Here is a 19,247-nt window from a genome sequence, read left to right on the forward strand (position 1 = left end):
CAGGGCGGCGCAATCGGCCACCCCTGGCCTGCGCCCCGCAACCCCAAGGCCCGCCATGACCCGCACCATCCTTGCCAATGCCCGCCTGATCCTGCCCGAGACCGTGACCCCCGGCGCGCTGGTGCTGGAAGACGGCGCCATCGTCGCGATCCAGCCGGGCAACGCCGTGCCGGCCGGCGCGCTGGACATGCAGGGCGACTTCATCGCGCCCGGCATGGTCGAGCTGCATACCGACAACCTGGAGCGCCACATCCGCCCCCGCCCCGGCGTAGACTGGCCCCATGCCGGCGCCATCCTCGCCCATGACGCCGAACTGGCGGGCTGCGGCATCACCACGGTCTTCGACGCCATGCGCGTGGGCTCGATCCCGAACGAGGGGCCGGACCAGGATTACGACAAATATGCCCGCGAGCTGGCGCATGAACTCGCCGCGCTACGGGCGCGGGGCGCCTTGCGCATCAGCCATTTCCTGCACCTGCGCGCCGAGATCTGCTCGCAAACCCTGCTGGCCGAGCTGGACGAATTCGGCCCCGAGGACCGGGTCGGCATCATCAGCCTGATGGACCACACCCCCGGCCAGCGCCAGTTCCGCGACATCTCGAAGCTCGCGCAATACGTGCAGGGCAAGTACAAGCTCTCGGACGCGGCCTTCGCCGAGCATGTCGCCCGGCTGCAAGACCTGCGCGCCCGCTTCGGCGACCGGCACGAGGCGGCGGCAGTCGAGATCGCACATCGGCTGGGCGCGGTGCTGGCCAGCCATGACGACACCACGGCCGCCCATGTCGCGCTTTCGGCCGGCCATGGCGTGCGGCTGGCCGAGTTCCCGACCACGCCCGAGGCGGCGGCCGCCTGCCACGACCACGGCATCATGGTGATGATGGGCGCGCCCAACCTGATCCGCGGCGGCAGCCATTCCGGCAATGTCTCGGCGGCGGAGCTGGCGCGGGCCGGGCACCTGGACATCCTGTCCTCGGATTACGTGCCCTCGGGGCTCCTGGCCGGGGCGCTGATCCTGGCGCGGATCTGGGACGACCTGCCGCGCGCCATGGCGACGGTGACGGCCAATCCGGCGCAGGCGGCCGGGCTGAACGATCGCGGCCGCCTGGCGCCGGGGCTGCGCGCCGACCTGATCCGCTTTGCCATGCTGGACGAGGTGACGCCGGTCATGCGCGAGACCTGGGTGCGCGGGCGCCGGGTCTGATGCCGCGAACCTGCGAAAATTCGCAATTTCCTTGACCTGGATCAAGCCGTTCCGGCCGGCACCGGGCTAGCCATGCCCGGCCCAGAAGGAGTGCGAACCATGAGCTACAAGGCAAAGATCGACGAGATGCGCGGCGAATTGCGGGTGATGAACAAGGCCATCCCCGACACCACAAAGGGCTTCGGCGCGCTGACCAGGACGGTGCATGACGGCGGCGTGCTGGACGCCAAGACCAAGGAGTTCATCGCCGTCGGCATGGCCATCGTCCAGCGCTGCGAGCCCTGCATCCTGTTCCATGTCGAGGCGCTGATGAAGGCCGGCGCCACCCGCGAGGAACTGGGCGACGTGCTGTCCATGGCGATCCAGATGAGCGGCGGGCCCGGCCTGATGTATGCCGGCCGGGCGCTGGCCTGCTGGGACGAGCTGGCGGCGGGCTGATCCCGCCGCCGCAAGGCGCGCTCAGGTGATGACGTCGGGCGCGGCGCGGCCGGTGCGGGCGCGGATGCCGGCGATCTCCTCGGCGGCGGCGATGACCGCGGCCAGCGCCTGTTGCGGGTCGTCCTGCATCCGGGCCGAGTCGGTCTCGACCCGCTCCAGGTAGACGCGCAGCGTCGCCCCCTCGGTCCCGGTGCCCGACAGGCGCAGCACGATGCGGCCGCCGCCCTCGGTCATGATGCGCAGGCCCTGCCCCTCGCTGCGCGAGCCGTCCACCGGGTCGTCATAGGCGAACTCGTCCGCCGCCTCGATCCGCAGCCCGGCGGCACTCTGGCCCGGCAATTCGGCCAGCCGGTCGCGCAGGGCCGCCATCAGCTCGGCCGCGGCCGCCGCATCCACCGCCTCGTAATCGTGGCGCGAGTAATAGTTGCGGCCGTATCGGGCCCAATGGTCGGCCATGATCTCGGCCACGGACTGCCGGCGCTCGGCCAGCAGGTTCAGCCAGAACAGAACCGCCCAGAGCCCGTCCTTTTCCCGCACATGGTCCGAGCCGGTGCCGGCGCTTTCCTCGCCGCAGAGCGTGGCGCGGCCGGCATCGAGCAGGTTGCCGAAGAACTTCCAGCCGGTCGGCGTCTCGTAGCAGGCGATCCCAAGGCTCTCGGCCACCCGGTCCAGCGCGCGCGAGGTCGGCATCGACCGCGCCACCCCCTTCAGCCCGCCGGCATAGGCCGGGACCAGCGTGGCATTGGCCGCCAGCACCGCAAGGCTGTCCGAGGGCGTGACGTAGCAGCCCCGCCCGACGATCATGTTGCGGTCGCCGTCGCCATCCGAGGCGGCGCCGAAATCCGGCGCGCCCTCGCCGAACATCGCCTGCATCAGATCCTTGGCCCAGATCGGGTTCGGGTCCGGGTGGCCGCCGCCGAAATCGGGTTTCGGCTCGGCATTCACCACCGAGCCCGCGGGCGCCCCCAGCGCCCCTTCCAGGATCGCCCTGGCATAGGGGCCGGTCACGGCATGCATGGCATCGAAGCGGATGCGAAAGCCGTCCGCGAACAGCGCGCGGATCTTGGCGAAATCGAAGATCTGCGCCATCAGCGCCTGGTAGTCGGCGACGGGATCGACGACCTCGACCTCCATGCCGCCCAGGGTGGTGGTGCCCGGCCTGGACAGGTCCACGTCCTGCGCGTCGAGGATGCGGTATTCCGTCAGCGCCTTGGTCGCCTCGAAGATCGCCTCGGTCACGGGCTCGGGCGCGGGGCCGCCGTTGGCGGTGTTGTACTTGACGCCGAAATCCTCGGTCGGGCCGCCGGGGTTGTGGCTGGCGGACATGATGATGCCGCCGTCCGCGCCGCGCAGCCGGATCAGGTGCGAGGCGGCGGGGGTGGACAGCAGCGCGTTCTGCCCGACGATCACCTTCTTCGCCCCGCTGGCCGCCGCCATGCGCAGGATGACCTGTGCGGCGCGGTCGCCGAAATAGCGCCCGTCCCCACCCAGCACATAGGTCTTGCCCGCGGCGCCGCCGGTGCCGTTCCAGATCGCCTGGACGAAGTTTTCCAGGTAATGCGGCTCGATGAAGACCGGGGTCTTCTTGCGCAGGCCCGAGGTGCCGGGCTTCTGGCCCGCGATGGGCTGGGTCGGGACGGTGTGAACGGTCATGGACCTCTCCTTAGCGTTCGTGGTCGCGCATGATGCTGGCAGTCCGCGCGACCGAGGGCAATGCCGGGAAATCCCCGGCCGCCGCCGGCAGGCGCAGCTGCCAGTTCGGATATTCGCCGACCGTGCCGGGCAGGTTCGGCTGGTCGGCCATATCGAGCAGCAATTCCGCCTGCACCGCCACCAGAAGCGACGGCGTGCGGGCCAGGAAATCGTGCAGCGCATCGACGCCGGGATCGGGCAGCAGCCGGTCGAAGGCGGCGACTTCCTCGGCGCGTTCCTGCTGCCCGGCGGCGGTTTCCTGCCCGGCAATGCGGGCGCGGGCGGTGATGTCGGCGCCCTGCCGCCAGCCGCGCCAGGTCGGCAGGTCGTGGGTCGAGAAGCTGGCGATGGCGCCGCGGTCATAGGATTCGGCCGCGCGAAAGGCGGGCGGATGCCAGCCGTCGCGCTCGAACATCGCCACGCGGCAACCAAGGATGCCCGAGGCCGCCAGCGCCTCGCGCAGCCCCTCGGGGATATTGCCCAGATCCTCGCCGACGATGACCGCATTGCCGGCGCGCGCCGCCTCGATCCGGGCCACGGCCAGCATGGCGTCGCGCGGCATGGCGACATAGGCGCCGGGGGCCGCGTCGGGCACCCAATAGGCGCGCTCGAAGCCCAGGATGTGGTCGATGCGCAGCACGCCCGCGAATTGCAGCTGGCAGCGCAGGGTTTCCGCCAGCGGCGCATAGGCCCGCGCGCGCAGGCCCAAGGGGCTGAAGGGTGCGAGCGACCAGTTCTGCCCCTCGGGCGCAAAGGCGTCGGCCGGAGCGCCCAGCGAGGCGCCGAAGGCGAAGCTCGCGCGATCCTCCCATGTCTCGGCGCCGAAGGGATGGGTGCCGACGGCGAGGTCCAGGTAAAGCCCATGCGCCATGCCGCCGTCGCGCGCCGCCTGCCCGGCCGCCGCCAAGGCCCGCTCGGCCCGCCATTGCAGCCAGGCGTGAAAGCGCATCTCTGCGGCCAGTTCCGCCCGCGCGGCGATGGCAGCGGGCGTGTCGGGCGAGGCGAGCGTCGCCGGCCAATCGCCCCAGAAGGCACCCAGCCGCGCCGACAGCGCCTGATGCAGGGCAAAGCGTTGCAGGCCCTCGCCCTCGGCCGCCTGCCAGGCGTCGAAACCGGGATCGCCGGGGAAGGCGTCGTATTCCGCCCGCAGCGCCGCCATGCGGGCCGGAATGTCGCGGGCGTAATCGACGCGCGGGCCGGGCGTGCCCGCGCCGCCGGACAGGTGAATCACGTTCAGCCGCCGGCGGTGCGAGGGGGTATAGGGGCTGAAAAGCTGCGGCACGGTCGGGAAGCCGACATGGACCGGGTTGATGCCCAGAAACGCCGCCCCCTTCCCGCCCATGCCCCGCGCCAGGGCCGCAAGGTCGGCATAGCTGCCGATCCCCGTTTCCGAGATGCCGTAAAGCGGCGCGACCAGCCCCCAGCAGCGCGCCGGCTCGGGCAGGCGCGGCGGCGCGGCGAGCAGCGTCAGCTCGCGCCCCTCAGCCCGCAGGCGATGGATGCCCAGCGGCAGCTCGGGCAAGGGGCCGTTGCCCTCGGCCTCGGCGCCATTCTCGAAGGTCAGCTGCCAGTCGCCGAAGGACAGGTCGGGGCGGGCGCCAGCGGCGCAGATCACGTCCTGCGGCAGGCGGTCGGCATGGTCGTCCAGCGCCGCCTGCGCCTCGGCCGCGGTCGGCACGGCCAGGCCCATGGCGGCAAGCAGCGCCACCGCCGTCTCGACCGAGGTCGCGCGCCATTGCCCGGCAAGGTCGTGAAAACCCGGCAGCACCCCCATCCGCTCCGCCAGGGCCAGGCGCGGGTCAGTCATCCTCGCGCTCCAGATCGAAGGCCAGGACGGATTGGCCATCCACCGCCAGCCGCTCGGCCTCGACCACATGCGGGGCCAGGTCGGGGCGGCTGGTGTCCAGGTGCAGCCGCCAGCGCCAGCCCGCGGGGCGTTCGGGCAGCACCACCTCCAGCGGGTCGCCGTTGTTGAAGACCAGGAACAGCGCCTCTTCGCGCTGCGCATATTCGGGGGTGCCGGCGGCCATGCGCAGCTCGGCGCAAAGCACGCGCAGCTCGGGGTTGCCCCAGTCGGCCGGCGTCATCTCGGCCCCGTCCGGGCGCAGCCAGAACAGGTCGGGCAGCCCGTCGGTCAGGCGCGGGCGCGAATGCAGGAAGCGTTTCTGCCGCAGGATCGGATGGGCGCGGCGAAAGGCGATGAGCTTGCGGGTGAAGTCCAGGAAGGCCGGGTCGGCGCCGTCCCATTGCACCCAGCCGATCTCGTTGTCCTGGCAATAGGCGTTGTTGTTGCCGGCCTGCGAATTGCCCAGCTCGTCCCCGGCCAGCAGCATGGGCGTGCCCTGCGACAAAAGCAGCGTCGCCAGCAGGTTGCGGCGCCGCCGCGCGCGGGCATCGAGGATCGCGGGATCGTCGCTGGGCCCCTCGGCGCCCATGTTGTCCGAGAAATTCTCGGAATGGCCGTCGCGGTTCTCCTCGCCATTGGCGGCGTTGTGCTTTTCGCAATAGCTGACCACGTCCATCAGCGTGAAGCCGTCATGCGCGGTCAGGAAGTTCACCGAGGCCGTGGCGGGCCGGCCGGAATGGTCGAACTGCCGGGCGGAACCCGCCATGCGGTCGGCAAGCTCGGGCACCTGCCGGGCGTCGCCGCGCCAGAAGCGGCGGATGCCGTCGCGATACTTGTCGTTCCATTCCAGGAAGGGCGGGGGGAAGCCGCCCAGCTGATAGCCGCCGGGGCCGATGTCCCAGGGCTCGGCGATCAGCTTGACCCGCGTCAGCACAGGATCCTGCCGGATCGCGTCGAAGAACGAGGCGCTGCGGTCGAAGCCGCCGCGCGCCCGCCGCCCCAGCGTCGCGCAGAGGTCGAAGCGGAATCCGTCCACATGCATGACCTCGACCCAATAGCGCAAGGAGTCCATGACCATGCGCAGCACCATCGGATGGTTCACGTTCAGCGTGTTGCCGGTGCCGGTGTCGTTGATGTAATAGCGCGGATCCTCCTGCAGCCGGTAATAGCTGCGGTTGTCGAGGCCGCGGAAGCTCAGCGTCGGGCCAAGCTCGTTGCCCTCGCCGGTGTGGTTGTAGACCACGTCCATGATGACCTCGATGCCGGCGGCATGCATGCGGGCGACCATGTGCTGGAACTCGGCGATCTGATCCTTGGCCAGGTAGCGCGGATCGGGGGCGAAGAAGCCGAGCGTCTGGTAGCCCCAATAGTTCACCAGCCCCTTTTCCAGCAGGAAGCGGTCGTTGAGGAAGGCCTGCGCCGGCAGCAGCTCCAGCGCGGTGATGCCCAAGGATTGCAGATGCTCCAGCACCGGGTCCGAGGCGAGGCCCAGGAAGCTGCCGCGATACGGGACATCGGGGTGCGCTTCGGTGAGGCCCTTGACATGGGCCTCGTAGATCACCGTCTCGGCGATGTCGCGGCGCGGCGGCTGGTCGGGGCCCCAGGCGAAGGAGGGATCCTCGACCACGCAGCGCGGCATGAAGCGGGCGCTGTCGCGGCGGTCAAAGCTCAGGTCGGATTCGGGCGCGCCGACGGTATAGCCCATCAGCGCGTCGTGCCAGACCGGGTGCCGGGTCAGCCGCTTGGCATAGGGATCGAGAAGCAGCTTGTGATAGTTGAAGCGGTGCCCCTCGGCGGGCGCATAGGGGCCGTCGGCGCGCAGCCCGTAAAGCTGGCCGGGGCGCAGGCCGGGGACATAGCCGTGCCAGACGTCGCCGTCGCGTTCCGGCAGGTCCAGCCGGTGCGTCTCGGTCCGGCCGTCGGGGGAAAACAGGCACAGCGTCACCCGCCGCGCATGTTCGGAAAACACGGCGAAGTTCACCCCCTCGCCGTCGAAGGTCGCGCCCAGCGGTTCCGCCCGGCCCTCGAGGATGCGCAGCAGGGTCATCAGGCGGCCATCGCCCCGAACAGCTGGGCATAGGCGCGGGCCGAGGCGTCCCAGCCAACCGGATGCGCCATGGCGTTTTCCATCATGCGACTCCAGACCGCCGGCTGGCGCCAGAGCGCGCAAAGCCGGGACAGCGCGCGCGACAGCGCCTGGGCATCGACCGGGTGGAACTGCACCCCGGTCGCCACCCCCGCGGCCAGCCCGGCGGCCGAGGCGTTGATGACGGTATCGGCCAGCCCGCCGGTCAGCGCCACCAGCGGCAGGGTGCCGAAGCGCAGCCCGTAAAGCTGGGTCAGCCCGCAGGGTTCGAAGCGCGAGGGCACCAGGATGGCGTCGCCGCCGGCGATCATGCGGCGCGACAGCGGCTCGTCATAGCCCAGCCGCAAGGCCACGCCGGGATGGCGGGCGGCAGCCTGGGAAAAGGCGGCCTCGAGCCCAGGGTCGCCCGAGCCCAGCACCGCCAGCTGGCCGCCGTTGTCGAGCAGCGTGGGCAGCGCCTCGATCAGCAGGTCCAGCCCCTTCTGCCCGGTCAGGCGCGAGACGACGACGCAAAGCGGCCCATCCGCATCCGGCAGGCCGAACTCGTCGCGCAGCGCGGCGCGGTGGGGCGCCTTGCCCTCGGGCGTGGCATAGGGCGGCTTCCAGGCGTCCAGGTCGATGCCGTTCAGGATGCCGGTGAAGTCGGCGGCGCGGTCGGCCAGCACCCCCTCCATCCCCATGCCGTATTCGGGGGTCATCAGCTCCTCGGCATAGGTGGGGCTGACGGTCGAGACCTTGTCGGCAAAGACGATCCCCGCCTTCAGCGCCGAGATCCGGCCCCAATATTCGAAGCCGCGCGGGTTGAAGAGATGCGCCGGCAGTTGCAGCGCCGACAGCATATGCGCCGGCGCAAGGCCCTGGAAGGCGATGTTGTGGATGGTCAGCAGCGTCCGCACGTCCCGCACGCCCGCCTGGCGCAGATAGACCGGGGTCAGCCCCGCCTGCCAGTCGTGCAGGTGCAGCACCTGCGGCCGCCAGCCCTCGACCCCATCGGCGGCGATCAGGGCGGCGGCCTTGCACAGCGCGGCGAAACGCTGCGGATTGTCGGGCCAGTCGCGGCCGTCCGGGCCCAGGTAGATGCCGCCCTGCCGGTCGAAAAGATGCGGCGCGTCCAGGATGTAGAGCACCGCCTTTCCCAGCGCGCCGCGCCGGATGCGGGCCGGGCCGCCGAACAGCTCCGGGATCTCGCGCACCACCGGGGCCTTGGCCGCGGCCCCCAGCACCGCCGGATAGCCGGGCAGCAGCACCCGCATCCCGACCCCCTGCCCGGCCAGCGCCGCCGGCAGCGCGCCCGCCACGTCGGCAAGGCCGCCGGTCTTGACCAGCGGCACGCATTCCGAGGCGACGGACAGAACCCTTGTCATAAAGACGCTTCCCTTCGATCCAGCATGTCCTGCGTGATCAGCGTGACACCTCCTTCCGAGACGCGGAACCATTTCGCGTCCTCTTCCGGGTCTTCGCCGACGACCAGCCCTTCGGGGATTCGAACGGCGCGGTCAATGACCACATTGGTCAAACGCGCGTGTCGGGCGACATTGGCGTAAGGCAGCACCACCGCGCGCTCCAGGCTGGAATAGGAATTGGTGTGGACCTGGGTGAACAGCAGCGACTCGCGGATCTCGCTGCCCGAGATGATGCAGCCGCCCGAGATCAGCGAACTGACGGCGCTGCCGCGGCGGTCGGGCTCGTCATGGATGAACTTGGCCGGCGGCACCAGTTCGGAATAGGTCCAGATCGGCCAGTCGCGGTCCCACAGGTTCAGGTCCGGGTTGAAGTCGGTCAGGTCGATATTCGCCCGCCAGAAGGCATCGACCGTGCCCACGTCGCGCCAATAGACCGGCTCGCCGTCCGAGCGCACGCAGCTGTCGGCAAAGCGATGCGCCTGCGCCTTGCCGTCCCTGACGATCTGGGGGATCAGGTCGTTGCCGAAATCATGGCTGGAATTGTCGTCCTGCATGTCGCGGATCAGCAGGTCGCGCAGGAAGTCCCAGCGAAAGACATAGATCCCCATCGAGGCCAGCGTCACCTCGGGGTCGTCCGGCGTTCCCGGCGGATCGGCGGGCTTTTCCAGGAAGCTGGTGATGACGTCGTTGCCGTCCACCGCCATGACGCCAAAGGCCGATGCCTCGGCCCGCGGCACGGTCAGGCAGCCGATGGTCACGTCCGCGCCCGCCTCGACATGATGGCGGATCATCAGTTCGTAATCCATCTTGTAGATATGGTCGCCGGCCAGGATCAGCACGTAGTCGACGCCGTAGCTGTCGATGATGTCGATGTTCTGCGCCACCGCATCGGCCGTGCCTCGATACCACATCGATTCGTCGTAACGCTGCGAGGCGGGCAGAATGTCCAGGAACTCGTTGCGCTCGGCGCGAAAGAAGTTCCAGCCGCGCTGGACGTGGCGGATCAGGCTGTGGGCCTTGTATTGCGTGGCCAGCGCCATCTTGCGGATGCCCGAGTTCAGCGCATTCGACAGCGCGAAGTCGATGATCCGCGACTTGCCGCCGAAATAGACCGCCGGCTTCACGCGCTTGTCGGTCAGCTCGCGCAGGCGCGAGCCGCGGCCGCCGGCCAGAATGAAGGCCATGGATCTTCTGGAAAGCCTTTCCTCACGCGGTGCCATCTCTCTGCCCTCCCCCTTTTTGCCCGGCGCGCGGGTGTGGTTGCTATGATGTCGTCCTGTCGTCCTTGATGAAGATCAGCGTCGAAAGCGGCGGCAGCACCAGGTCCGCATGGGCGGGCTGGCCGTGGCTTTCGCCCGGCAGGGCGGTGACGCGGCCCAGGTTGCCGCGCCCGGCGCCGCCATAGACCTCGGCATCGCTGTTCAGCACCTCGCGCCACAGGCCCGGCTGCGGAAAGCCCATGCGCCAGCCGCTGCGCTCGACCGGGGTGAAGTTGCAGACCACCACCACCTCGGCATCGCCCGGACCCCCGCGCCGCACCCAGGCATAGATGGAATGGGCGGCATCATCGGCCTCGATCCACTGGAAGCCCGCGCCGTCGCAATCATGCGCGTAAAGTGCGGGCGTGGTGCGATAGATCGCGTTCAGGTCGCGCACCAGCAATTGCATGCCGTAATGCAGCGGGTTGCCGATGCAGGCCCAGTCGATCTCGGCATCGTGGTTCCATTCCGACCCTTGGGCGAATTCCTGGCCCATGAACAGCAGCTTCTTGCCCGGATGGCCCCACATGAAGCCGTAATAGGCGCGCAGGTTGGCGAATTTCTCCCATTCGCTGCCGGGCATCTTGGCCAGCATCGAGCCCTTGCCGTGGACCACCTCGTCATGGCTGATCGGCAGGATGAAATTCTCGCTGAAGGCGTAATGCAGGCCGAAGGTCATCTGGTGGTGATGGTGCTTGCGATGGATCGGCTCGCGCTTGATGTAATCCAGCGTGTCGTTCATCCAGCCCATGTTCCACTTGAAGCCGAAGCCCAGCCCGCCTTCATGCACCGGTCGCGAGACCCTGGGATAGCTGGTCGATTCCTCGGCCACGGTCATGATCCCCGGTTCCTCGCCATAGGTCAGGCGGTTCATCGCCTGCAGCATGGCGATGGCCTCGTAATTCTCGCGCCCGCCGTCCTTGTTGGGCACCCATTGGCCCTCGGCGCGGGAATAGTCGCGGTAGAGCATCGAGGCCACCGCATCCACCCGCAGCCCGTCCAGGTGATATTCCCTGAGCCAATACAAGGCATTGGCGGTCAGGTAATTCATCACCTCGGCCCGGCCGTAATTGTAGATCAGCGTGTTCCAGTCCTGGTGGAAGCCCTCGCGCGGGTCGGCATGTTCGTAAAGCGCGGTGCCGTCGAACTGCACCAGCCCGTGCGGGTCGGTGGGGAAATGGCCGGGCACCCAGTCGAGGATCACCCCCAGCCCGGCCTTGTGCGCGGCGTTCACCAGGTCGCGGAACTCGTGCGGCGGGCCGAAGCGGATCGTCGGCGCGAACAGCCCGACCGGCTGGTAGCCCCAGGAGCCGTCAAAGGGATATTCGCTGATCGGCAGCAGCTCGATATGGGTGAAGCCCATGTCCTTGGCGTAATCGACCAGCTCGACCGCCGCCTCGCGGTATGAGATCGGGCGGCCGCCGTCCTTCCTGCGCCAGCTGCCCAGATGCACCTCGTAGATCGAGATCGGGCGGTCGATGCGCTGCGCCTCGGCCCGCGTGCCCATCCAGCCACGGTCCGACCAGCCATAGCCCGCAATGTCGCGCACGACCGAGGCCGTGGCCGGCGGGTGCTGGGCGCCGAAGCCGACCGGATCGGCCTTTTGCGCCAGCCCGCCATAGGCGCCGAGGATCTCGTATTTATAGGCGGTGCCCTCGCCCAGGCCGGGCATGAAGATCTCCCAAACGCCGGTCGCGCCGCGGCGGCGCATGACATGGCGCCGCCCGTCCCAGGCGTTGAAATCCCCGATCAGCGAGACGCGGCGGGCATTGGGCGCCCAGACCGCGAAATGCGTGCCGGCCGTGCCCTGGTGTTCGATCACATGCGCCCCGAGCGCCTGCCACAGCCCATGGTGCCGCCCCTCGCCCAGCAGGTATTCGTCAAGCTCGCCCAAGACCGGGCCGAAGCGATAGGCGTCCTCGACCAGCCATTCCTCGCCGTCGCGCCGCCCGCGCAAGAGATAGGGTTCCGCGCCCGGCACCATGCCATGGAACAGGCCGGGATAGCCCTCGACCGGGTCCAGCGGATGCGCCTTGCCGCCCGCCATGGCCGCCATCTCCTGCGCGCCGGGATCGAAGGCGGTGACATGGCGCGTGCTGCCCCGCGGATGCGGGCCAAGGACCGCGAAAGGATCGTCGAAGCGTCCCTCGGCGATGCGGCTCAGCACCGCGGGGTCGGCGATATCATCCGGGTCGATCTGCGCCATGGTTCCCCCTCCGCGACGGCGTCACTCCTGCCCGAGCAGGCTTTTCGCGTTCCAGATGTCCTGCATGTAGCCGCGGATGGTGCGATCCGACGAGAACCAGCCCGAGCGCGCCACGTTCAGCGCCGCCATGCGCGTCCATTCGGTCCGGTTGGCATAGGCGAAGTCGACCTCGCGCTGCGCCCGCCAGTAATCGGCGAAATCCGAGGCGACGAGGAAATAGTCCGCCCGCGTCAGGTTCTCGACGATATTCGCATAGCGGTCCGGCTCGCCTGGGCTGAAGGTGCCGCTGCGGATCGCCTCGACGGCGCGGGTCAGGCGCGGATCGGCGGCGACCGCGCGGGCGGCATGGTCGGGGACGGCGCGGCGGGCCTCGGCCTCCTCGGCGGTCAGGCCGAACAGGAAGAAGTTCTCGGCCCCGACCAGTTCCCGGATCTCGACATTGGCCCCGTCCAGCGTGCCGATGGTCGGCGCGCCGTTCAGCGCGAATTTCATGTTGCCGGTGCCCGATGCCTCCTTGCCCGCCGTCGAGATCTGCTCGGACAGGTCCGCGGCCGGGATCAGCCGCTCGGCCAGCGTCACGTTGTAGTTGGGCAGGTAGAGGATCTGCAGCTTCTCGTTCGTCGCCGCATCGGCGTTGATGACGGCGGCCACGTCGTTGATCAGCCGGATGATGTCCTTGGCGAAGAAATAGCCCGGCGCCGCCTTGCCGCCAAAGATCTTGACCCGCGCCGTCCAGTCCGCGGACGGGTTCTCGCGCATCTCCTGCCACAGGGCGATGGCTTCCAGGATGTTCAGGTGCTGGCGCTTGTATTCGTGGATGCGCTTGATCTGCACGTCGAACAGCGCCTGCGGGTTCAGCGCCACGCCATGTTCGCGGGCGATCCAGTCGCACAGGTCCGTCTTGTTCGCGGCCTTCACGGCGGCGAACGCATCCAGCCAGCCGGCGTCGGCGACATGGGGCTCCAGCGCGTGCAACTGCTCCAGATCGCCCACCCAGCCGTCGCCGATGGTCTGGGTGATCAGCCGCGACAGCCGCGGGTTGCAACCCAGAAGCCAGCGCCGCGGGGTCACGCCGTTGGTCTGGTTGACGATGCGGTCGGGCCAGATGCGATGCTGGTCGGCAAAGACCGTGGTCTTCATCAGCCCGGTATGCAGGGCCGAGACGCCGTTCACCCGGTTCGACAGGATGAAGGACAGCTCGCCCATCCGCACCTTGCCATCGCCGCGCGCGGTATTGCGGCGGTCGGGATGGGCCTTGGCATCGGCCTCGTCGATGCGGTCGATGATCTGCAGGTGCCGCGGCAGCAGATCGGCAAACAGCCCCTCGCCCCAGCTTTCCAGCGCCTCGGGCAGAAGCGTGTGGTTGGTGTAGTTGACGCAGCCGCGGGTGATCCCGACCGCCTCGTCAAAGGGCAGGCCGCGTTCATCATGCAGGATGCGCACCAGTTCCGGCCCGGCGATGGCGGGATGGGTGTCGTTCAGCTGGATCGCCACCTTCTGCGGCAACAGGCGCAGGTCGGCATGGTCGGCCTCGAAGCGGCGCAGGATGTCGCGGATCGAGGCGGCCGAGAAGAAATATTCCTGCGTCAGCCGCAGCCGCTTGCCCTTTTCGGTCGAATCCTCGGGATAAAGCACGCGCGAGATGGTGCGGGCCAGCGCCTCGGCCTCGGCCGCGGCGGCAAAATCGCCGGCGTTGAAGCGGTCGAGGTCGAAGGGATCGACCGCCCGCCCGGCCCAGAGCCGCAGCGTATTGGCCCAGGCCCCGCGCCAGCCGATGACCGGCGTGTCGAAGGCCTCGGCCTGCACGAAGCTTTCGGGTTCCCAGACCGCCCGGCCGTCGCGGGTCGCGACCCGGCCGCCGAAGCCCAGGGTAAAGCGCGCCTCGGGGCGCTCGAACTGCCAGACGAAGGGCCGTTCCAGCCAGTCCTCGGGCGCCTCGACCTGCCGGCCCTCGGCAAAGCTCTGGCGAAACAGCCCGTGTTCGTAGCGGATGCCATAGCCATAGGCCGGGCAGCCCAGCGTGGCCAGCGATTCCATGAAGCAGGCCGCCAGCCGCCCCAGCCCCCCGTTGCCAAGCGCCGCGTCGGGTTCGTCCAGCAGCAGCCCGGCATAGTCGAGGCCGAAGCTTTCCACCGCCGCCTGCGCCTCGTCGGCCAGTTGCAGGTTGACGATATTGTCCTGCAGCAGCCGTCCGATCAGGAACTCCATCGACAGGTAATAGACCCGCTTGGCGTCGGCGCGATAGGTGGCGCGGGTCGCGGCCATCCAGCGGTCCACGATGCGGTCGCGCACCGCGTGGCTCAGCGCCAGCCGCCAGTCGAAGACCTGCGCGTGGTCGGGATCCTTGCCCAGCGTATAGGCCAGGTGCCACAGGATCGCGTCGCGGAAATCGCTTTGGGGCATGTCGTCCCTGGCCATGGATCACCCTTCTTTCGGCACACCCGTATCCTTTCGGGTCATCCCCTTGGCTTAAGCCATCCGTTATCGAAAGCAAGCGGTTGGGAGAAAATTCTGTTAGCGTTAACCGACGCGGGCAATATCGTGCCGAAACCCGGCTCGGATCGTCGGAATCGCCCGCGTTCCCGGCCCCACACGCCAAAGGATTGCGCCAAACCGGGCAAGGGCCGCATGTTCTGCGGCTCTTTGGGCGGTCAGAAATCCAGGCCCAGGTCCAGCGTGCGCGCCGAATGCGTCAGCGCGCCCACCGAGATGTAATCGACCCCCGTCGCCGCCACCTCGGCCACGCGCGCCAGGCGCATGTTGCCCGAAGCCTCCAGCACCACACGGCCCTGGGCCATGGCGACGGCCTCGCGCAGCTCTGCCGTCTCCATGTTGTCCAAGAGCACGACATCGGCGCCGCCCTCCTCCAGCACCTCGGAGAGCTGGTCGAGCCGGTCCACCTCGATCTCGACCCGCATCATATGCGAGGCGCGGGCCTTGACCGCTTGCAGGACCGGCCGGATGCCGCCCGCCGCGGCGATGTGGTTGTCCTTGATCAGGATCGCGTCGGACAGGCTGAAACGATGGTTGAAGCCGCCGCCGTGCAGCACCGCCTGTTTCTCGACCAGCCGCAGCCCCGGCGTGGTCTTGCGGGTGCAGGTGATGCGCGCGCGCGTTCCCGCCGTCTCGGCCACGAAGGCCGCCGTCTGCGTGGCGATGCCCGCCAGCCGGCCGGCGAAGTTCAGCGCCACCCGCTCGGCCGAGAGGATCGAGGCCGCCTCGCCCTCGATCTCGGCCAGCGTGTCGCCGGGCTGGAAGCGGCTGCCGTCGGCATGCTGCAGCCGCCAGTCCAAGCCTGGGTCGATCAGGCGAAAGGCGATGGCCGCCAGCTGCATCCCCGAGGCCACGCCCCCCTCGCGCGCCACGATCCGCGCCCGGTAGCGGGTGCCGGCCGGGATCACCGTGCGGGTGGTGATGTCGCCATAGGTGCCCAGATCCTCGGTCAGCGCGGCCCGGACCAGCGGTTCCAGGATCATCTCGGGCAGCGGGGGCATCTCGGTCATGTCGTCTCCGGTTCAAGCGAGGCGCGCAGGGCCAGCGCCTGCGCCAGCCGCAGGCGCGAGCGGCGCCCTTCGGGCAGGGTCTGCGGGAAATCGGTGCGGCAATGCGCGCCGCGGCTTTCCTGCCGCATCAGCGCCGCAGCGGCGATCAGCGTGGCGGTGGCGGTCATGTTCGAGAGCGCCGGGCAATCGGGCTGCGCGGCCTCGATGGCGGCGATCTCGCGCAGGCAGCGGGTCAGGCCCCCGGCGTCGCGCAGGACGCCCGCGCCCTCGGTCATGGCACGGCGCAGGCGGGCGACCAGCACCGGGTCGGGCACCGGGCCGGGTGGCAGGTCGGGCAGCACGACTTCCGGCGCGTCCTGCGCTGCCGGGCCCAGCCGCGCCTCGATCGACAGCGCGCAGCGGCGGGCAAAGACCAGCGCCTCCAAAAGCCCGTTCGAGGCCAGCCGGTTCGCGCCATGCAGCCCGGTCGAACTCGCCTCGCCGCAGACCCACAGCCGGTCGAGGCTGGCCCGCCCCTCGTCATCCACCGCCACCCCGCCCATGTGGTAATGCGCCGCGGCCGCCACCGGGATCTGCTCGCGGGTGGGGTCGATCCCCGCCCGCGAGCAGGCCCCCGCGACGGCCGGGAATTCGCTCAGGATGCGGGCGCCCAGGCAGGCGCGGGTGTCCAGCACCGGCCGCAGCCCCGCCTGGCTTTGCGCATAGATCGCGCGCGCCACCACGTCGCGCGGCGCCAGCTCGGCATCGGGATGCACCGCCAGCATGAAGCGCTCGCCCAGCCGGTTCAGCAGCTGCGCCCCCTCGCCGCGCAGCGCCTCGGTCGCCAGGGGCGCCGGGTCTTCGCCGCAGTCGATGGCGGTGGGATGGAACTGCACGAATTCCGCATCCGCGATCTCGGCCCCCGCCCGCGCCGCCATGCCGATCACCTGGCCGCGGATGCGCGGCGGGTTCGTCGTCAGCGCGTAAAGCCCGCCCGAGCCACCGCCCGCCAGCAGCACGCCCGGCGCCCGGATCAGGACCGGCGCCGAGCCCTGCGGGCCCGAAAGCGTGACCTCGACCCCCGCGACCGCGCCGCCCTCGACCCGCAAGCCGGTGGCCATGACACCCTCCAGCACCTGCACCGAGGGCGCCTCGCGCAGGCAGGCGACCAGCGCGCGCATGATCTCGGCCCCGGCCTGGTCGCCGCGCACCCGCACGACGCGGGCAAAGCTGTGCGCCGCCTCGCGCGACAGCACATAGCCGCCGTCCGGCTTGCGGTCGAAGGGGGTGCCGAGCCGGGTCAGGTCCAGGATATGCACCCGCGCCTCGTCCGTGACCAGCTGGGCGATGGCGGGATCGACGGTGCCGGCGCCGGCGCGCAGCGTGTCGCGGGCATGGGCCTCGGCGCTGTCGGCCGGGTCCATGGCCGCCGCCACTCCGCCCTGCGCCCAGGCCGAGCTTGCGCCCTGCCCCAGAACCTCGGGCGAGATCATCAGCACCGGGCGCGGCGCCAGTTTCAGCGCCGCGTAAAGCGCGCCCAGACCTGCGCCGACGATGATGACGCGGCCGGTCGAGACCTCGCGCACCTCAGGCCGCCAGGCGCTGCGACAGGTCGATCATGCGCTGCACCGCCAGGCGGGCGCGGTCCGCGACCTTGGGATCGACCTCGACCACGCCGGTCATGGTGTGCAGCGACCACAGCACCTTTTCCAGCGTGATCTTCTGCATGTAGGGGCACATGTTGCAGGGGCCCAGGAACTCGACCTCGGGATTGGCGTCCGAGATGTTCGAGGCCATCGAGCATTCCGTGACCAGCATCACCTGCTTCGGCCGCTCGGTCTCGACCCAGCCCTGGATATTGGCGGTCGAGCCGGCATAGTCGGCTTCGGCCACCACATCGGGCGGGCATTCGGGATGGGCGATGATCTTCAGCCCCGGATTCCAGTCGCGAAAGTCGCGCAGGTCCTGCGCGGTGAACTGCTCATGCACGATGCAGGCGCCGTCCCACCAGACGATGCGCTTTTGCGGCACCTTGTTGGCGACGTTCTGCGCCAGCCACTTGTCGGGCGTCATGATGACGGTGTCGCTGTCCATGGCCGCGACGATCTGCGCCGCATTGGCCGAGGTGCAGCAGATGTCGGACGCCGCCTTCACCTCGGCGGTGGTGTTGACGTAGCTGACCACCGGCGCGCCGGGATAGCGGGCGCGCATCTCGGCGATGCCCTCGGCGGTGATGCTTTCGGCAAGCGAGCAGCCGGCCGCCATGTCGGGCATCAGCACGGTCTTTTGCGGGTTCAGGATCTTCGAGGTCTCGGCCATGAAATGCACGCCGCATTGCACGATCACCTCGGCCTCGACCCTGGTCGCGGCGATGGCCAGCGCCAGGCTGTCGCCCACCACGTCCGAGATGCCGTGATAGATCTGCGGCGTCATGTAGTTATGCGCCAGCACCACGGCGCCGCGTTCCTTCTTGAGCTTGTTGATCGCGGCGACATAGGGGGCATGGATCGCCCAGTCGGGCCAGGGCATGACGCGACCCATCCGGGCATGGATATCGGCCATGCGCTCGGCCAGCTCGAGCGAGGGCTCGAGATCGTAATGCGAGCCCAGCTCGCTGCGGATGGTCGTCAGATCGAGCATTCGGTCCCCCCACTCTGCCCGCGTCGCAGTCACCCCGGATATAATGCGCCCGGCCCCCGATACCAGAGCGCCGGGCCCGTGAGTCGCGGTTCCTAACCCATGGATGACGCTCGGGCAACGCAAATGCTACGCCGCGGCAAGGGGACAAGCGGCCTTGCCCGGCCTTGGCGTCTGGACCTCGGGCCGTCCTGCGGTAAAAAGGACGGTGAAGTGATCGGGTTCCAGGCCATGCAAGAGTTCCAAGACAATTCCCCTGTGCCGCCCAGCCTGCGAAACCTCCAGATCCTGGAAGTGCTGGCGCGCGAGGCCCGCCCGATGACCGCGACCGAGATCAATGCCGCCCTGGGCCTGCCCAAGCCCACCATCCACCGCCTGGTCGCCCATCTGGAGCAAGAGGGCTACCTGTCGCGCCAGCTCGACGGGCGCAGCTACCTGCCCGGCCTCAAGCTGCGGCAGATGATGCTGGGCGTCATGCATGCCGGCCAATACGACCTGCCGCGCCACGACGTGCTGGTGCGACTGTTCGCCGCCGTGGGCGAGACCTGCTCGATCTCGATCCCCGAAGGGGACACGCTGGTCTATGTGGACCGGGTCGAGACCACCTGGCCCTTGCGGCTGGTGATCCGGCTGGGCACCCGCATCCCGCTGCATGCCACCGCGGCCGGCAAGGTCTGCCTGGCCTTCATGAACCCGCAGAGCGTCGAGCATTTCCTGCGCCATGCCCGGCTGCAGCCGCATACGCCGAACACCTTCGCCTCGGCCAAAAGCCTGCGCGAGGAGCTGGCGCGGGTGCGCGAACAGGGCCATGCCGTCGACGACCAGGAGTTCATTCCCGGCATGGTCGGCATCTCGGTCCCGGCGCTGGATGCGCGCGGCCGGGTTCTGGCCGCCGTGACCTTCCACGCGCCGGTGCAGCGCATGTCGCTGGAAACGGCAATGACGCATCTGCCGGCGCTGCAGCGCGCCGCACGCGAGCTGGCGGCGCTGGCCTGAC

The 19,247-nt window shown here is 69.4% G+C and carries 13 protein-coding genes; 3 read left to right on the plus strand and 10 right to left on the minus strand.

Annotated features, from left to right (window positions below; translation table 11 throughout):
* Window positions 1-55 precede the first annotated feature (55 nt).
* Both E3U25_RS08300 and E3U25_RS08305 read left to right on the plus strand, forming a co-directional pair.
* A complete protein-coding gene (locus E3U25_RS08300) occupies window positions 56-1,201 on the plus strand; it encodes an alpha-D-ribose 1-methylphosphonate 5-triphosphate diphosphatase (protein ID WP_116220671.1) in 1,146 nt (381 codons plus the stop codon).
* 99 nt (window positions 1,202-1,300) lie between these two features.
* Window positions 1,301-1,639: a carboxymuconolactone decarboxylase family protein gene (locus tag E3U25_RS08305; protein ID WP_036753378.1), complete on the plus strand. Its 339-nt coding sequence runs from the start codon at window positions 1,301-1,303 to the stop codon at window positions 1,637-1,639.
* Between the two features lie 21 nt (window positions 1,640-1,660).
* Here E3U25_RS08305 and E3U25_RS08310 read toward each other — a convergent pair whose 3' ends face one another.
* The 10 genes from E3U25_RS08310 to nadA all read right to left on the minus strand — a co-directional run bounded on the left by E3U25_RS08310 (window position 1,661) and on the right by nadA (window position 18,253).
* Window positions 1,661-3,292, minus strand: coding sequence for an alpha-D-glucose phosphate-specific phosphoglucomutase (locus E3U25_RS08310; protein WP_116220670.1), 1,632 nt, complete (start codon window positions 3,290-3,292; stop codon window positions 1,661-1,663).
* A gap of 10 nt (window positions 3,293-3,302) precedes the next feature.
* Complete coding sequence (locus E3U25_RS08315; protein ID WP_116220669.1) at window positions 3,303-5,138, minus strand: 4-alpha-glucanotransferase; 1,836 nt, start codon at window positions 5,136-5,138, stop codon at window positions 3,303-3,305.
* Window positions 5,131-7,224 carry a glycogen debranching protein GlgX gene (glgX, locus tag E3U25_RS08320; protein WP_116220668.1) on the minus strand — a complete coding sequence of 698 codons (2,094 nt, stop codon included), beginning with the start codon at window positions 7,222-7,224 and terminating at the stop codon, window positions 5,131-5,133. Before glgX ends, E3U25_RS08315 begins: the two co-directional genes overlap by 8 nt.
* Window positions 7,224-8,627 (minus strand): glycogen synthase GlgA, encoded by a 1,404-nt coding sequence (gene glgA / locus E3U25_RS08325; RefSeq protein WP_036753389.1) that lies wholly within the window; start codon window positions 8,625-8,627, stop codon window positions 7,224-7,226. The genes glgX and glgA overlap by 1 nt, the downstream gene beginning before the upstream one ends.
* Window positions 8,624-9,886, minus strand: coding sequence for a glucose-1-phosphate adenylyltransferase (gene glgC / locus E3U25_RS08330; protein WP_072462239.1), 1,263 nt, complete (start codon window positions 9,884-9,886; stop codon window positions 8,624-8,626). Before glgC ends, glgA begins: the two co-directional genes overlap by 4 nt.
* Window positions 9,887-9,929: 43 nt before the next feature.
* Complete coding sequence (gene glgB, locus E3U25_RS08335; RefSeq protein ID WP_116220667.1) at window positions 9,930-12,131, minus strand: 1,4-alpha-glucan branching protein GlgB; 2,202 nt, start codon at window positions 12,129-12,131, stop codon at window positions 9,930-9,932.
* A gap of 21 nt (window positions 12,132-12,152) precedes the next feature.
* On the minus strand, window positions 12,153-14,549 hold the full coding sequence (locus tag E3U25_RS08340) for a glycogen/starch/alpha-glucan phosphorylase (protein WP_116220666.1): 2,397 nt from the start codon (window positions 14,547-14,549) through the stop codon (window positions 12,153-12,155).
* A gap of 233 nt (window positions 14,550-14,782) precedes the next feature.
* The gene (gene nadC, locus E3U25_RS08345) at window positions 14,783-15,634 is read right to left on the minus strand and encodes a carboxylating nicotinate-nucleotide diphosphorylase (RefSeq protein ID WP_116220665.1); all 852 of its coding nucleotides are present in this window, start codon (window positions 15,632-15,634) and stop codon (window positions 14,783-14,785) included.
* A complete protein-coding gene (locus E3U25_RS08350) occupies window positions 15,631-17,199 on the minus strand; it encodes an L-aspartate oxidase (RefSeq protein WP_116220664.1) in 1,569 nt (522 codons plus the stop codon). Before E3U25_RS08350 ends, nadC begins: the two co-directional genes overlap by 4 nt.
* Before the next feature lies 1 nt (window position 17,200).
* Window positions 17,201-18,253, minus strand: a complete 1,053-nt coding sequence (nadA, locus tag E3U25_RS08355) for a quinolinate synthase NadA (RefSeq protein ID WP_114536629.1) — start codon at window positions 18,251-18,253, stop codon at window positions 17,201-17,203.
* 210 nt (window positions 18,254-18,463) lie between these two features.
* Between nadA and E3U25_RS08360 the strand changes: the two genes are divergently transcribed.
* On the plus strand, window positions 18,464-19,246 hold the full coding sequence (locus E3U25_RS08360; RefSeq protein ID WP_244294867.1) for an IclR family transcriptional regulator: 783 nt from the start codon (window positions 18,464-18,466) through the stop codon (window positions 19,244-19,246).
* Window position 19,247 lies beyond the last annotated feature (1 nt).

The organism is Paracoccus versutus, assembly GCF_029909795.1.
GTDB lineage: Bacteria > Pseudomonadota > Alphaproteobacteria > Rhodobacterales > Rhodobacteraceae > Paracoccus > Paracoccus versutus.

Bases quoted from the DNA above. Each gene is read 5' to 3' on its own strand.
- E3U25_RS08300 (WP_116220671.1), top strand. From the start codon at position 56: ATGACCCGCACCATCCTTGCCAATGCCCGCCTGATCCTGCCCGAGACC.
- E3U25_RS08305 (WP_036753378.1), top strand. From the start codon at position 1,301: ATGAGCTACAAGGCAAAGATCGACGAGATGCGCGGCGAATTGCGGGTG.
- E3U25_RS08310 (WP_116220670.1), bottom strand. From the start codon at position 3,292: ATGACCGTTCACACCGTCCCGACCCAGCCCATCGCGGGCCAGAAGCCC.
- E3U25_RS08315 (WP_116220669.1), bottom strand. From the start codon at position 5,138: ATGACTGACCCGCGCCTGGCCCTGGCGGAGCGGATGGGGGTGCTGCCG.
- glgX (WP_116220668.1), bottom strand. From the start codon at position 7,224: ATGACCCTGCTGCGCATCCTCGAGGGCCGGGCGGAACCGCTGGGCGCG.
- glgA (WP_036753389.1), bottom strand. From the start codon at position 8,627: ATGACAAGGGTTCTGTCCGTCGCCTCGGAATGCGTGCCGCTGGTCAAG.
- glgC (WP_072462239.1), bottom strand. From the start codon at position 9,886: ATGGCACCGCGTGAGGAAAGGCTTTCCAGAAGATCCATGGCCTTCATT.
- glgB (WP_116220667.1), bottom strand. From the start codon at position 12,131: ATGGCGCAGATCGACCCGGATGATATCGCCGACCCCGCGGTGCTGAGC.
- E3U25_RS08340 (WP_116220666.1), bottom strand. From the start codon at position 14,549: ATGGCCAGGGACGACATGCCCCAAAGCGATTTCCGCGACGCGATCCTG.
- nadC (WP_116220665.1), bottom strand. From the start codon at position 15,634: ATGACCGAGATGCCCCCGCTGCCCGAGATGATCCTGGAACCGCTGGTC.
- nadA (WP_114536629.1), bottom strand. From the start codon at position 18,253: ATGCTCGATCTGACGACCATCCGCAGCGAGCTGGGCTCGCATTACGAT.